Source organism: Foetidibacter luteolus (assembly GCF_009650435.1).
GTDB lineage: Bacteria > Bacteroidota > Bacteroidia > Chitinophagales > Chitinophagaceae > Foetidibacter > Foetidibacter luteolus.
On sequence record NZ_VVIP01000013.1, the window covers coordinates 112,188 to 126,054 of the forward strand.

The 13,867-nt window shown below is 44.8% G+C and carries 15 protein-coding genes; 11 read left to right on the top strand and 4 right to left on the bottom strand.

What is annotated here, in order from left to right; translation table 11 throughout:
- Positions 1–297: 297 nt before the first annotated feature.
- Positions 298–681 (top strand): DoxX-related protein, encoded by a 384-nt coding sequence (locus tag F0364_RS04175; protein WP_153796498.1) that lies wholly within the window; start codon positions 298–300, stop codon positions 679–681.
- 153 nt (positions 682–834) lie between these two features.
- Here F0364_RS04175 and F0364_RS04180 read toward each other — a convergent pair whose 3' ends face one another.
- On the bottom strand, positions 835–1,320 hold the full coding sequence (locus F0364_RS04180) for a hotdog fold domain-containing protein (protein ID WP_153796499.1): 486 nt from the start codon (positions 1,318–1,320) through the stop codon (positions 835–837).
- 97 nt (positions 1,321–1,417) lie between these two features.
- Here F0364_RS04180 and F0364_RS04185 point away from each other — a divergent pair, with 97 nt between their 5' ends.
- Together F0364_RS04185 and F0364_RS04190 are read left to right on the top strand one after the other, a co-directional pair.
- A complete protein-coding gene (locus F0364_RS04185) occupies positions 1,418–1,861 on the top strand; it encodes a hypothetical protein (protein ID WP_153796500.1) in 444 nt (147 codons plus the stop codon).
- A gap of 80 nt (positions 1,862–1,941) precedes the next feature.
- Positions 1,942–2,742 (top strand): PhzF family phenazine biosynthesis protein, encoded by an 801-nt coding sequence (locus tag F0364_RS04190; RefSeq protein WP_153796501.1) that lies wholly within the window; start codon positions 1,942–1,944, stop codon positions 2,740–2,742.
- A gap of 43 nt (positions 2,743–2,785) precedes the next feature.
- Here the strand turns inward: F0364_RS04190 and F0364_RS04195 are convergent, their stop codons facing one another.
- Positions 2,786–3,526, bottom strand: a complete 741-nt coding sequence (locus F0364_RS04195; protein WP_153796502.1) for a LytR/AlgR family response regulator transcription factor — start codon at positions 3,524–3,526, stop codon at positions 2,786–2,788.
- Positions 3,527–3,903: 377 nt separating this feature from the next.
- Here F0364_RS04195 and rnhA point away from each other — a divergent pair, with 377 nt between their 5' ends.
- From rnhA to F0364_RS04230, 7 genes are all read left to right on the top strand, one after another.
- Positions 3,904–4,374 (top strand): ribonuclease HI, encoded by a 471-nt coding sequence (gene rnhA / locus F0364_RS04200; RefSeq protein ID WP_153796503.1) that lies wholly within the window; start codon positions 3,904–3,906, stop codon positions 4,372–4,374.
- Positions 4,375–4,576: 202 nt separating this feature from the next.
- Positions 4,577–5,545, top strand: coding sequence for a helix-turn-helix transcriptional regulator (locus F0364_RS04205; RefSeq protein WP_153796504.1), 969 nt, complete (start codon positions 4,577–4,579; stop codon positions 5,543–5,545).
- Between the two features lie 38 nt (positions 5,546–5,583).
- On the top strand, positions 5,584–6,090 hold the full coding sequence (locus F0364_RS04210) for an Xre family toxin-antitoxin system antitoxin (protein WP_207632508.1): 507 nt from the start codon (positions 5,584–5,586) through the stop codon (positions 6,088–6,090).
- Between the two features lie 10 nt (positions 6,091–6,100).
- The gene (locus F0364_RS04215; RefSeq protein ID WP_153796506.1) at positions 6,101–6,562 is read left to right on the top strand and encodes an RES family NAD+ phosphorylase; all 462 of its coding nucleotides are present in this window, start codon (positions 6,101–6,103) and stop codon (positions 6,560–6,562) included.
- A 126-nt stretch (positions 6,563–6,688) separates the two neighbouring features.
- Positions 6,689–7,141, top strand: coding sequence for a GyrI-like domain-containing protein (locus F0364_RS04220; protein WP_153796507.1), 453 nt, complete (start codon positions 6,689–6,691; stop codon positions 7,139–7,141).
- A 34-nt stretch (positions 7,142–7,175) separates the two neighbouring features.
- A complete protein-coding gene (locus F0364_RS04225) occupies positions 7,176–7,649 on the top strand; it encodes a VOC family protein (protein ID WP_235921009.1) in 474 nt (157 codons plus the stop codon).
- A gap of 193 nt (positions 7,650–7,842) precedes the next feature.
- Positions 7,843–9,003 (top strand): DNA alkylation repair protein, encoded by a 1,161-nt coding sequence (locus tag F0364_RS04230; RefSeq protein ID WP_153796508.1) that lies wholly within the window; start codon positions 7,843–7,845, stop codon positions 9,001–9,003.
- 282 nt (positions 9,004–9,285) lie between these two features.
- On the opposite strand, the gene F0364_RS04235 is transcribed toward F0364_RS04230, so the two are convergent.
- Complete coding sequence (locus F0364_RS04235) at positions 9,286–11,274, bottom strand: S9 family peptidase (protein WP_153796509.1); 1,989 nt, start codon at positions 11,272–11,274, stop codon at positions 9,286–9,288.
- 726 nt (positions 11,275–12,000) lie between these two features.
- Here F0364_RS04235 and F0364_RS04240 point away from each other — a divergent pair.
- A complete protein-coding gene (locus F0364_RS04240; RefSeq protein ID WP_153796510.1) occupies positions 12,001–13,242 on the top strand; it encodes a multidrug effflux MFS transporter in 1,242 nt (413 codons plus the stop codon).
- Positions 13,243–13,410: 168 nt separating this feature from the next.
- On the opposite strand, the gene aroQ is transcribed toward F0364_RS04240, so the two are convergent.
- Positions 13,411–13,830, bottom strand: coding sequence for a type II 3-dehydroquinate dehydratase (gene aroQ, locus F0364_RS04245; protein ID WP_153796511.1), 420 nt, complete (start codon positions 13,828–13,830; stop codon positions 13,411–13,413).
- Between the last annotated feature and the right edge of the window lie 37 nt (positions 13,831–13,867).

Sequence of the window (13,867 nt, forward strand, 5' to 3'; positions counted from 1 at the left end):
ATACATGTATGAGGCTTTACTTGCGTCGCACTCTTGTACGCTTTGTCCGCTACGCAACAACATAAACCAACATCCATCAACATTGTCATGCAGGATGTGAGCGGTATTTATTTGCCACACTAACTGCAACAAAAGCAAAGGCATAACCGAACATACAAAAGAAGAAATATTTATTGCAAAAAAGAATAAAAATTATGGTTGTTCCTGTTTTTATTCTTTAACTTAACATTGTGTAACTGATTGACTTGTCAATGCCGATGGATTTGTTTATTTCCCCGTAGCAAAAAACCTTGTCAAATGAATAACAGTACCGTTTCCCGCCTCGCAACCATTGTGTTCGCTATTGTAATTGCCGTATTTGGCATCATCCATTTTAAAGACCCGGATGTTATCGCAGTAAGGGTTCCAGACTTTATACCCGGTGATAAATTATGGGTATACTTTGTTGGCGCCTGCCTTATACTGGCCGCTATTGCATTTCTGCTGGATAAAAAGGCAAAGCTTGCAGGATTTTTACTGGCAGCGCTGCTGGTAATATTCGTGCTTACCGTGCATTTGCCGGGCTATTTAAATACTGCGGACAGAGAACAGCAGTTTTTATCTTTCATGAACCTGCTGAAAGATACCGGGCTTGCTGCCGGTGCATTGTTAATTGCCTCCAGGGCTGCTGCAAGTGAATAATAAGGGATAGCGAAGCGTATGATGCCTAAACCATATAACTGCTTTATTACCATTTTTGCAGGTGAGCATTTCACCGGCAGGGTTTGTTATACCATATACCAAAGTTAAAAAGCCCGGTTGCATTACGCCCGGGCTTTTTTATGTGGCTTTCTTTCACATACGTGCTTTAAAGCTCCATTCATAATACAGTTCTGCTACCAGCACACCATCCTGGTTTACAGCAGCGGAATAACACTTTACTTCTGTTGGTTTATTTGTTGCCACAGCAGCCAAGATAGCATCCTTTACCACATCACCATCGCTGCAGGTAAACAAAATTTTGCCGGTTGCCTTTTTGTGAAACACTGCTTCTGTTTTTACCAGCAACATGCTTACGGATGGCTGCCGCTTGTACAAATGCCCCATGCATAAAACGCCGGTGCTTACTTCGGCAGCTATGGCCATAATACCAAAGTAAAGAGACCGGAAAGGATTTTTATTGAACCATTTATACCTTACCGAAATAACGGCCTGGTGCTCTGTAAGCATCTCAATCTTTATACCTGCCAGCCATGCGGAAGGCAGGTTGCCCAGCATAAACAGCCTGAACTTTAGAGGATGCATTATCTGTTTGCGGAATAGTTGGAATTGTGTACCCAAAACAAACGGTTTTGAAGCAAGTTAGCATAATTACAAAAGCACACATTTTAAAAATGCTGCCACATGTGTAACTTTAAACAACACCAAAAAACGCTTTATGACAGCAACCCATGCGATACCTGTACGCTTTGTGTTTACAGTGTTACTAATGCTTAGTATTTACACCTCTGATGCACAGGATGGCGCCTCAAAATATTTTACTGTAGAAAACTACTATAAAGTAAAATGGGGCTTTGCTGAAGAATTTATCAACCTGTGGAAAGCCAATCATTATCCTCTTTTGAAAATGGCGCAGGAAAAGGGCGACATCATCAGCGTAACGGCTGAAACACCCATATTGCACAGCGGAGAAGATACCCGCTGGGATTTTAAGGTTACCATCGTTTTTAAAACTGTTGAACTGGCCTTTGCGCCAGACCTTACCACGCCCTACAAAGCACAGTTGTACCCAGACAGTGCAAAGTTAGCCAGGGATGAGCAGCACAGGTTTAAACTTTTGATTTCCCATTGGGATGTTATGACGGAAAAGGTTGCATTATAGGAGGGCCTTACCGTTTATCCATACATGAGGCTGGCAAATACAGCATCTCATTTAACTTGCGGTTCACTTATAATAGCGAGATGAAAAAATTACCCATTTACCAGGCCGATGCTTTTACCAACAAAATGTTTGGTGGTAACCCAGCCGCAGTGTGCCCGCTGGAAGAATGGCTTCCGGATAATATTATGCAACAGGTAGCCGCTGAAAATAACCTGGCAGAAACCTGCTTTATTGTAAAGGAAGGTGAAGAATACCGCATAAGATGGTTTACCCCTGCTGTAGAAGTTAAGCTTTGCGGGCACGCCACTCTTGCATCTGCCCATATATTCTATACTGAACTGGGTTATGACAACAGCGAGATTGCTTTTAATTCTTTAAGCGGCGTTTTAAAAGTAACCAGGAAAGAGCCGGGATTGTACACGCTTGATTTTCCGGCCGACCCGCCTGTAGCAACGGAAGAAATACCGGCAGAAATTTTTGAAGGGCTGCATATACAACCGGCGCCTGTTTTTAAAACGTCTTTTGACTATATGGTGGTACTCGCAAACCAGGAAGAAGTTGAGGCGCTTGTACCGGATTTTAAAACTTTGAGTGCCATTAAAGCAAGAGGGGTAATTGCTACAGCCGCAGGCAATGGGGCTGATTTTGTTTCCAGGTGCTTTTTTCCGCAGAGCGGCATAGATGAAGACCCAGTTACCGGTTCAGCACATACAGCTACCGTTGCGTATTGGGCGCAACGGCTGGGTAAAAATAAACTGCAGGCCATACAACTATCCAAACGTAAAGGCCATCTTGATTGTGAACTTAGGGGCAACCGTGTTTTAATGAGCGGTAACGCGGTTACTTATCTTAAGGGCGAATACTATATTGATGAAGCGTAATGGCTATAAGACCAAGCCAGGAACAATATTGTTTGCAGGGTGCTTACAAGCCAAACCTTGAAAGAAAATCTTCTTTGCGCCGTACAGCCACCTCAACAGTAGAGCCATCTGCCATAACCAGGTATCCACCCCTGCCTTTGTAATAACGGGTAATACAGTTTACATTAACGATATAAGAATGGTGAACACGGCAGAAAGTATGCGCAGGCAACAAAATTTCGTACTCTTTTATTGATTGGCTGGACGTAAAAACCTGCCTTTCCCGGGTATGTATTTCTGTGTAAGCCCCCTTAGCCCTGCAGTACACAATGTCATTAGCCTCCAAAAAGCAAACACCATCCATTAAAGGCAGTGCAAGCCGGGTATTGGCAGTTTTATACAAGGCCTGCATAACGGCTGAAAGCTGCCTGTCAAAGCGTTTTTGCTTAACCTGCTGTTCAGCCTTGTACAGCACATTTATTACGCTTGGCAGGGTAATTGGCTTAAGAATGTAATCAAGTACATTACAACCAAAACGGTGGCGCAGATTTCTTTCTGTCCCGGTTACAAACACCAGTTCACTGCCCGCACTCATCATTTCTTCAACCAGCCTGAAAGCCGCATTACCGGGCATATCAATGTCAATAAAAATCACATCCGGCTTGCTGCAGTTAACCAACGCAAGTGTTGCTTCGGAACATTTGGTACCCGCCACAGAAAATACATCCGCACAGTAATTCTTTAAAAGGTTCAGGAGAATATCCGCATTCTCTGATCCGTCATCAATCAAAACCGCTTTAAGCATTTTATACAGGGTTATAGATTAAATACAATATGTTTCATACGGCAACGCACGAAAATTTCATTTAAGCTTACGGGGAATTAATGAATGCCTGGCCAAATACAGGCCAGTTACCCGGCTAAACCGGTGCTACTTTTTTTTACAGTAAATGACATTGGATTTTAAAATGCAGAATGGTGGGAGCGCAAAAATAATAAAACCTAAGCTACCTGCAAGACTTCGAAAACAACAATTTTATGTTTTTAACCAAGCCTCCTTTTTACTGGTGCCATGCTGCTTAACCTATGTAAAAATCAAGAGATACCATTTTTACATAACATTACATCAAACTTTTTCCACTTAGCTTAATGCCCTACTTTCGCCGGCAACAAAAAAGCAGCATGCAAGGTCACCAGCTAATTATTTATACAGACGGCTCATCCCGCGGCAACCCAGGACCGGGTGGATATGGCGCTATACTGATGTGGGGCGATAAAAAGAAAGAGCTTTCTGCCGGGTACCGTTTAACTACCAATAACAGGATGGAACTGATGGGCGTGATAGCGGCGCTTGAATCGCTTACCAAAAAAAATATACCGCTTACCATTTATACAGACAGCCAGTACATTGTTAACAGCGTTACCAAAAAATGGCTGGATGGCTGGATACGCACCGGCTTTGCAGGCGGCAAAAAAAACAAAGACCTGTGGATGCGTTATTACCAACTATCCAAACAGTACCAGGTAAAATTCGTGTGGGTAAAGGGCCATGCGGATAACCCTTACAATAACCGCTGCGATGTACTAGCCACTTCTGCCGCAGACGGTAATAACCTGCTGGTGGATGAAGGCTATGAGAACCTGGATGCCTAAGCTGCATATTACGCTGTTACCGGCTATGCTATGCTGCCACGGTCAGCGTACAAAGCGTTGAAGAGTGCGACGCAACGATGCCTGATAAACATCCTGCTGCCGGGCCCATAAAAAATAAAAAGCCGCCATGCGGCGCCCTTTCATCAATATCATTACCAAGTATGCGGGGTATAACGTTAACTTAGTGCTTAGCTATTAACTTATGAACCGAACGGACCGTTTAAATGCCATACTGGTACATCTGCAAAGCAAAAAGAAAGTAAAAGCGCAGGAAATTGCCGACCGCTTCGGCATTACGTTGCGTACCGTTTACCGTGATGTAAAAGCGCTGGAAGAATCCGGAGTGCCTATTATTGGCGAATCGGGCATTGGCTATTCTGTAATGGAAGGTTACCGGTTGCCGCCCGTAATGTTTACACAGGAAGAGGCCGCGGCACTTGTGCTAAGCGCAAAGCTAAGCAACCCACTGCCTGGCAATAGCGGCAAGAGCCACCTGGAAGACGCGTTGTTTAAAATTAAATCTGTTATACGCGGCAGCGATAAAGATTTTTTGGATGAGCTGGAAAAATCTGTTGCGGTAGAAATGTCTAACCTGCCTTCTACGGAAAAACCGTCGTACGTAATGCAGCAACTGCAAAAAGCCATGATTGGCAAGTATGTGGTTAAAATGCAATACCAATCTTTGTACAAGAAAGAACAGGTATGGCGGGATATAGAACCTATCGGCCTTTACTATTACTCCCTGGGCTGGCATATTATTGCCTGGTGCCGCTTAAGAAAAAACTACCGCGATTTTCGCATAGACCGTATTTGCCAGTTTACCATTACCGATGAATCTTTCGCTGCCAAAAAACACCAAAGCCTGCAGGAATATATTACCCAAACCACCCGCAAAACGGCTATGCAGGAAGTGGTAGTACGCATGACAAAGAAAACAGCTTCTTACGTTATAAACCAGAAATATAACTACGGTTTTCTGTCTGAAGAAGAAGTAAACGCCAATGAACTGCGCATGTACTTTTTAACGTACTGCAATGAGCATTTTGGCCGCTGGCTGTTAACTTTTACCAATGCGGTAACCATTGAGCAACCGCTTGCCTTAAAAGAATATATGTACCGCCTGCTGGATGAATTGAAAGAAAAGTATGAAGGGAGCCTGGAAATGGCTTAAAAGACATTTTTCCCGTATATTTGGATAAAATGTCCACCATGAATAAAGCGGAAGCCCGGAAAAAGGAAGAAGATTTAAAACTTGGGGTACAGGCCTTTGTTGATAAACATGCCTCAAGTGAATTGGTTACCTGGGCAATACTGGGCGGAAAAGAATTTATGCCCCAGGAACCGATTACCAGTCTTGATTTTGTTTCTGTAAGCGATAAAGGCATACCTAAACAATCCGTAGCTAACCTTGCCGGTATTATGGATGTTCCCATGAAGGATATTGCATCGCTGCTTAACCTTTCGTATAAAACTCTTGGGCGGAAAAAGAATTCTGATGCCCTTGACAGCCTTTCTTCTTCTTTATCTATCGAAATAGCCAACACCATTGCAAAAGGCCTTTCTGTTTTTGAAGACGCTGACAAATTAAACCGCTGGCTTCAAAAAGAAAACAGATCACTTAATGGAAAAAAACCATTTGAGTTGTTGCGTACCCCCACTGGTATTAAACTGGTAAACCGGTTATTGGGCAGAATTGAAGAAGGTGTTTATACCTAATGCATACCCTATGTTTGTTTACAGGATTGTAAAACTGCAAAAAAGGACTGCTGATTTATCAGGCACAGGCGCTTACAACGAGGGCGGCCGCTGGAACAGCGAAGGCGTATATGCTTTATATACCAGCGAGCATGAAGCCCTTGCTATGCTGGAATTACTGGTACATCTTGATGAATCCGAATTACCGCCACGTATGTTTGTAATGACAATTGAGGTGGATGATAATGCCCCTGTTGTGCAAGTACCGGATAGCGAATTACCGGCTGACTGGAGGGTGCCGGGCAACATTGTGTTACAGGAAAAAGGCGATGACATATTCAACGCACGCCAATACCTGGCTATTAAAGCCCGTTCCGCTGTAATGCCTAACTCGTACAACTATATCCTTAACCCACTTTTTACGGGATATTATGACCTTGTTAAGGTAGTTGATGTTAAAGAACTGCAGGTTGATAAAAGACTGCACAAATAAACCGCCTATCATTACGCCGCACAGGTAACTTCCAGATTTTTCTGTTTTTTTAAAACTTTCTATTTCCTGCTGACATAAGGCTGTCACTAACCGCATGTTTTTTTGTTCTGTCAAAAACATTACAACATGCAAATAACTGCACAGCCGCCCGTTACTGCACTATACTTCAGCACACAAACTACTTTAAGCAGCCTGGCAGAACATATAAGCACCGTTGCACAGCTCTTATACGCAGAATGCCTAAGGCTACAGCTATGGCCAGCCGGCCCTATACACTGGATTTATTATGAGGCTGATGGCAACCCGCAAACCGTATTTATGCTCGAAATAGCCCTGCCTGTAGATGGCACTCCCAATGGCGAAACCGCCTTTCCCGTTAAACAATTACCCGCTTTTACATGCGCCGTTACAGAGCACCGTGGCAACTGGGCAGAGCTTGGTAAAACCTACGGCAGCTTTGTACCACAGGTATTGCACGCCGGGCACAAGCTTAACGGCCAAACAAGGGAACTGTACATTAATATAGATTTTAACCAGCCCGAAAACAACATTACACAGGTACAAGTGGGTGTTGAGTAAATAACAATCAAGTCACGCTAATACTATGACTAATATGAAACCTATTATCCTCATCCTGCTGCTGGCAGCTAACTTTAACCAGATAGCCCAAAGCCGCTACGAAGTCACTCCATCATCAAATCAATCTGTTATGAAACTAAATGCAGGCATCATTACATCTAAGCTTTCAGAAACCAAGGCATTCTATCAAAAGGCGCTTAACTTCGGCATCACATTCGAGAATGAATGGTATGTGTTGCTGCACACGCCCGATGGCAAAGACCAGTTAAGCTTCCTGTTACCGCAGCAGCCTTCGCAAAAGCCCATTTTTCAGAAACAGTTTACCGGCCAGGGCGTGTACCTTACCATTGAGGTAGAGGATGTGGATGCCGAATACAAAAGAATAAAAGACCTGGGCATACCGATTGAAATAGAGCTGAGGGATGAGCCGTGGGGCGACAGGCACTTTGCTATTGTTGACCCCAACGGCATCGGTATAGATATAGTCAAATACACCAACCCGGAATAACGCCCCGATCCCCTGAAGGGAAGTTTTTATGGGCCCGGCTGGGTGAACTACTATTAAGCCCCGGTTGAGCAATCTTACGTGGCAAAGCAGTAAGATTGGAACACTTGTACGTCCGGTAATACTACTGCCCATTGTGCAGCCTTACCCGGAACACAGCCCGGCTGTATTGATAATTCATAAAAAACAAATCACCATGGCAGAACTGTTAAAAGACATGTACAGCAAAGCTTTCTTCAATAAGCTTACCAACATATTTTCCGTTACAGTACCCTCCTTTAATGCGCAGTTATTTATGGAACGTATATACGACGGAGAATGGGAAAACCGGGCATTGAAACAGCGTATGAAACATATTGCCATTACGCTGAAGCACTTTCTGCCTGTTGAGTATGGCAAGGCCATCAGCATTATAAAAGACAGTATTCAATACATGCGGCGGCAGGGCATACGCGAAAATGGCATTGAGTACATGTTTTTCCCTGAATTTATAGAAATGTTCGGCATTCACGATTATAAAACCTCTGTTATGGCCATAGAGTATGTAACACAGTTTACCAGTTGCGAGTATGCCGTACGGCCCTTTATTATCCAGCACCAGGATAAGATGATGAAACAGATGCTCGTTTGGTCAAAACATACCAGCCACCTGGTACGCCGCCTTGCCAGCGAGGGTTGCCGCCCACGGTTGCCCTGGGCAGTAGCCTTACCCGCCTTGAAGCAAGACCCTTCGGCTATCTTACCGATACTGGAAAACCTTAAAGACGATGAATCTGAATTTGTTAGAAGAAGCGTAGCCAACAACCTGAACGATATTGCCAAAGACCATCCAAAAGTTGTAATGCAAACAGCGGAAAAATGGAAAGGCTACTCCGATAATACAGATTGGGTAATAAGGCATGGCTGCCGCACTTTGCTAAAGAAAGCGCATGGGGAAACCTTGTCTTTCTTTGGCCTTGCCGATACGCAGGACCAGGTTTCTGTTACAGTTCCCGTACTGGAGAAAGATATTATTGCTATTGGGGATGACTTAAGGTTTGCCTTTAAACTTAAAGTGCGGCACCAGCAACCGGTAAAGCTGCGTATTGAATATGGCATTGATTACATGAAGGCCAACGGAAAGCCCAACCGGAAAATATTTAAACTGGCCGAAAATGTATATCCGCCCGGCAAAGGGGTAGCTTTTCGCCGCTACCAGTCATTCAAAGATTTAACCACCAGGCGGCATTATGCCGGTAAGCACCGCATCTGCATCATAATAAACGGACAGGAAAAAGCATTGACTGAGTTTAATGTAGTACAACCTATGGTAAGAAAAACAACAGAATATACAGCCCCGCTTTCTACGGCCGTATAAAAGAAAAACCCCGCCATAAAAAAGCGGGGTTTTAATTTATTATAGAAGCATTAGGAAACTGTCCCTAAATAAGCTAATAGTATGCCAATCCCTAAAACAGATAGTAACCTATTGATTATCAATGAAAGCATGTCTTTGTTGATGAATTTATGATCCGAATTGGGAAAACAGTCCACAAAAATGGGAAAGATGGCGGAACAATTGATAATCAATTGGGTAGAGACACAATGCATTGTGGTAGATGCGAAATGCGTTGTGGTAGAGACACAATGCATTGTGACTCTACAGCCGCAGGTATTTGTTAAACCACTTGATATGGCGCTCGTACCTGTCTTTCTGATAACTGGGCACACTGATGCCATGATTTTGGTTGGGATAAATAATTAATTCAGTAGGCACCCCATTGTTTTTCAAGGCCTGGTACATCTGTTCCGCCCCGGCAACCGGCACGTTAAAGTCATTCTCCGATGCCATAAACATGGTGGGCGTTTTAATCCTGTCCGCATGTAAAAACGGGTAAGAGAGTTTGAGCCACTTATCGGTATTTTTCCAGGGGGCGCCCAATTCTGTGTCATATTGGGTAACATATTGGTCTACACCATACATGCTTAACTGCATAGCGCTGCCAGCTCCGCTTACCGCTGCTTTAAAGCGGTTATCGGTAGCAATGGCATAATTGGTGGAAATACCACCGTAGCTCCAGCCAGCAATACCCAGGCGGTTACCATCTGCTATGCCTTGTTTTACCAGGTAATCAGCGGCGCCATGTATGTCAATAATTTCTTTATTGCCCCAATCGCCATAAATGGACTTTATGTAATCTACACCCCGGCCGCTGCTGCCCCTGTAGTTTACGGCGGCTACGGCATAACCTGCGGCAGCATACACCTGGCGGGCAAAGTCAAACTCAAACTCATCCTGCCCCACCGGCCCCCCATGAATAAACATTACCAGTGGCAATTTTTGACCAGCTACGGCATTGGGCGGCAAATAAAGCAATCCTGATACCAGCGTACCATCCTTGCTTTTGGATTGAAAACCTTCTACCTTGCCCAACTGCAGCGGCGCCAGGAACGAATCCTGCACATAGGTAAGGCGGCGGGTAGCGCCGTTTTCAACAGCGTACAGCTCCGCCGGCATTTCCGGGGTGCTTAGTAAGGCCACCCAGTTAGCAGCGGTTTTATTGCATTCCAGTTCAGAAAAGCTTTTATCGCCGCTGGTAACCGGCGTAAGTTTGCCGGTAGCCACTTCTACAGAGGCAATGTTATTGCGGCGGTCGTCTTCCATTAACAGCAGCAGGCTTTTGCCGTCTTTGTTCCATCGCAGGTTACGCACCGGCCTGTCGGCGGATTTGGTTAACAAAACCGGCTCTCCACCCGCTACATTTATTACAGCGGCATAGCTGTGACCATACATATTAAATGCTTCGCTGCTGCTGCTTTGCAGGTAGGCAATCTGTTTACCATCAGGGCTCCAAACCGGGTTGTCATCCGTTCCTTCCCAAGTGGTGAGCTTTTTAGGCGCCGCTCCGGGCAAGGCATTCATTACATAGATATCTACATTCTCGTTCCTGTCGGGGTCTTCCGTATGGTTGGCGGAGAAAGCCACCTGGCTGCCATCCGGTGAAAAGGCAGGATTGCCTTCGTCATAAATGCCGCGGGTAAGTGTGTCCAGTTTTTTGCTGCTAACATCAAAGAGGTAGAGGTGTGTGGCCCGGCGGTCAAGATAACCCTGGTAATCCTGCTTAAAATGGTAACGGTCTATTACATAAGGTGTTCTTATTTTGCTTTTAGCCGTATCAGACTGGTCGAGATCTTTTATTACCAACAGAATTTTCTTACCATCGGGGCTCCAGGCATAATCGTTTATCTCTCCTTTTACATTGGTTAGCTTTTTAGCCTCGCCGCCACGACGATCCAGTAAATATACCTGGCTGTATTTTTCTTCGTCATCATCTCCCCTTTTGGCAATAAAGGATAAATACTTGCCATCGGGGCTCCATTGCTGGCTGCCTTCGTTACCCGGGCTGCTGGTTAACTGTACCGTTTGGCTGCCATCCCAGCTAACCATCCAGATATCGCGGTTGCGTTTGTCTTTGGCTGTATCAACAGAGGTAAGCGTATAAGCCACCCAATTACCATCCGGTGATACCTGGGGATTGGCCACGCTTTGCAGGCGGTAAATGTCAGCAGGGGTAAGGGCACGTTTGGTTTGCGAAAAAGAAATGCCGGCAATAAGCAGGGCCATACCGGACAGCAGTGTTTTCTTCATACATGTTTAATTATGCTATAGATAGAGGAAGAATAAATGTATTACACAAAGCAGAAGTAATAAAAAGAATTGCTATTGTTTAGCCAAACAATCTAAAATCTGTATTTCAATGTCCGACCTTACCGCAGCCCTCTCCAAAGGAGAGGGAATAAAGCCCAGTTTGCTGAAGGTTAGAAAGGGTACACAATTTTTACTGGAACAATGGTGAAAATAATTTCAATGGGTTAGCAATGATAATGAAAACTGCCTGCGAAAGAAGCAACAGGCTGCACCTACGGGTGAGGGATTGAAGCGGATACCCCGGTGAAGCCATGGCAGCAGGGCCTTGTGCCGGAGTATGAGCGGAAAGCCCGACCCCTTGCGATAGCTTGGGGCACCCCCAAGTACGAAGTTAGAAGTACGAAGTACTTACTTATGTTAGATGTTAGATGTGGGGTGTACGATGTAAACAAGTACGAGTTACGAAGTACGAAGTACCTGTAATATGTTTGATGTGAGATGTAATCAAGTACGAGTTACGAAGTACGAAGAACTTAAATATGTAAGACGTAGATGTAAGACGTAGATGTAAGGTGTACAATGTAAACAAGTATGATTTCCGAAGTACGAAGTACCTGTAATATGTTAGATGCTTGATTGGGAGGTACGATATAATGGACATGACATGAAATAAGTTTATCTGCCTAACTAATCTTATCCATTGCCCTAATTTTGCAGTTCACCATTATGCAAACAAAGAACCGTTCTTTACTCATTTTTATTTTAGGGTTGCTTACCGCCATCGGGCCATTTTCTATAGACATGTACCTGCCCGGCTTTCCTGACATAGCCAAAAGCCTGGAGACGACGGTATCGCATGTATCGCTGTCGCTGTCAAGTTTCTTTATCGGCATTTCTGCGGGGCAATTTTTGTACGGGCCCCTGCTTGACCGCTATGGCCGCAAAAAGCCGCTGCACATTGGGCTGCTGATATACCTGCTGGCTTCTGTGGGCTGCGCTTTTGCAGCATCGGCCAACATGCTGATAGTATTAAGGCTGCTGCAGGCATTGGGCGGCTGTGTAGGCATGGTGGCTTCGAGGGCTATGGTGCGGGATTTATTCCCGGTAAAAGACAATGCCAAAATATTCTCTTTGCTTATGCTGGTGGTGGCAATTTCGCCCATTATAGCGCCTACCCTTGGCGGCTACCTGGCAGCAGTGCTGGGATGGCAATCAATTTTTGTGGTATTGTCTGTAATGGGCCTGGGCATTTTAATACTGGCCTACAAATTTTTACCGGAAAGCCGCCAGCCAGACAGCACTTACTCGCTAAAGCCTAAACCTATACTACAGAAATTCGCGGCTGTTATTAAGGAGCCGCAATTTTATACCTATGCTTTTACAGGCGCCTGTGCCAGCTCGGGCATGTACGCTTACATTGCAGGCTCGCCATATGTGTTTATGGAGCTGTTTAAGGTAAGTGAAAAGCAGTATGGCTGGATATTCGCATTGATAGCCATGGGCCTTATTGGCGCCAGCCAGTTAAACAGTGTGCTGCTGCGTACTTTTAAAAGCGAACAGGTGATTAAAGTAGCGCTGCTTTGCCAAAGCATAACAGGGCTGGTGCTGTTTGCCGGAACATACTTTCATTTTCTGGAACTGTTCAGCACTATTTTTTTCATCTTTATTTTCCTGTGTTGCCAGGGCTTTACGTTCCCCAACTCGTCAGCATTGTCACTTGCGCCGTTTGGGCATTTGGCAGGCAGTGCTTCAGCTTTGTTAGGCGGCATTCAAATGAGTATTGGCGCCTTTTCATCCGCCATGGTAAGTGTACTGAATAACCATACCGCTTTGCCCATGACAGGCATAATGGCCTGCTGCTCCTTAACCAGCTTTAGCATATTAATGATTGGCAGCCGCATTATTAAATACCGGGCCAGCATTGCTGAGGTGGAAGAACAATCGGTGGATGCGATAGGAACATCGTGAGGAATGTACGATGTACGATGTGGGATGTGGGATGTACGATGTGGGATGTGGGATGTACGATGTGGGATGTACGATGTGGGATGCAACACAAACACACTCCGTACTTGTACTATGTGGCAATGCAAGGTGTACAAAAACTTAGAACAACCGAACATTGAACAAGCTGTTTTATTGTTGTATAAACCAAAGAACCGCCAGTTCGTAGCCCTTAAGCCCCAGCCCGCAGATGGTACCTTTTGCTTTAGCGCTTACATGAGATATTTTTCGAAAATCTTCCCTTGCATGTACATTGCTGATATGCACTTCTATAACAGGTGCAGTAATGGACGCGATAGCATCGCCAATAGCAACGGACGTATGCGTATAGCCGCCGGGGTTAATGATAATGCCATCATAATCAAAGCCGGCCCGCTGCAGTTCATTGATCAACTCGCCTTCTACATTGCTTTGAAAATAGGTAAAAGAAATACCAGGATATTGCTGCTGCAGTTGCTGGTAATAAGCTTCAAACGTTTGAGAGCCGTAAATGCCGGGCTCACGTGTGCCCAGCAGGTTTAAATTAGGGCCATTGATGATAGCTATTTTCATAGCAGCGAAAATACAAAAGCAACCAACATTCAACCGC

Coding starts and splice junctions, on each gene's coding strand:
- rnhA (WP_153796503.1), top strand. CDS start 3,904: ATGCAAGGTCACCAGCTAATTATTTATACAGACGGCTCATCCCGCGGC.
- F0364_RS04175 (WP_153796498.1), top strand. CDS start 298: ATGAATAACAGTACCGTTTCCCGCCTCGCAACCATTGTGTTCGCTATT.
- F0364_RS04190 (WP_153796501.1), top strand. CDS start 1,942: ATGAAAAAATTACCCATTTACCAGGCCGATGCTTTTACCAACAAAATG.
- F0364_RS04230 (WP_153796508.1), top strand. CDS start 7,843: ATGGCAGAACTGTTAAAAGACATGTACAGCAAAGCTTTCTTCAATAAG.
- F0364_RS04225 (WP_235921009.1), top strand. CDS start 7,176: ATGAAACCTATTATCCTCATCCTGCTGCTGGCAGCTAACTTTAACCAG.
- F0364_RS04195 (WP_153796502.1), bottom strand. CDS start 3,526: ATGCTTAAAGCGGTTTTGATTGATGACGGATCAGAGAATGCGGATATT.
- F0364_RS04220 (WP_153796507.1), top strand. CDS start 6,689: ATGCAAATAACTGCACAGCCGCCCGTTACTGCACTATACTTCAGCACA.
- F0364_RS04210 (WP_207632508.1), top strand. CDS start 5,584: ATGAATAAAGCGGAAGCCCGGAAAAAGGAAGAAGATTTAAAACTTGGG.
- F0364_RS04205 (WP_153796504.1), top strand. CDS start 4,577: ATGAACCGAACGGACCGTTTAAATGCCATACTGGTACATCTGCAAAGC.
- aroQ (WP_153796511.1), bottom strand. CDS start 13,830: ATGAAAATAGCTATCATCAATGGCCCTAATTTAAACCTGCTGGGCACA.
- F0364_RS04215 (WP_153796506.1), top strand. CDS start 6,101: ATGTTTGTTTACAGGATTGTAAAACTGCAAAAAAGGACTGCTGATTTA.
- F0364_RS04240 (WP_153796510.1), top strand. CDS start 12,001: ATGCAAACAAAGAACCGTTCTTTACTCATTTTTATTTTAGGGTTGCTT.
- F0364_RS04185 (WP_153796500.1), top strand. CDS start 1,418: ATGACAGCAACCCATGCGATACCTGTACGCTTTGTGTTTACAGTGTTA.
- F0364_RS04235 (WP_153796509.1), bottom strand. CDS start 11,274: ATGAAGAAAACACTGCTGTCCGGTATGGCCCTGCTTATTGCCGGCATT.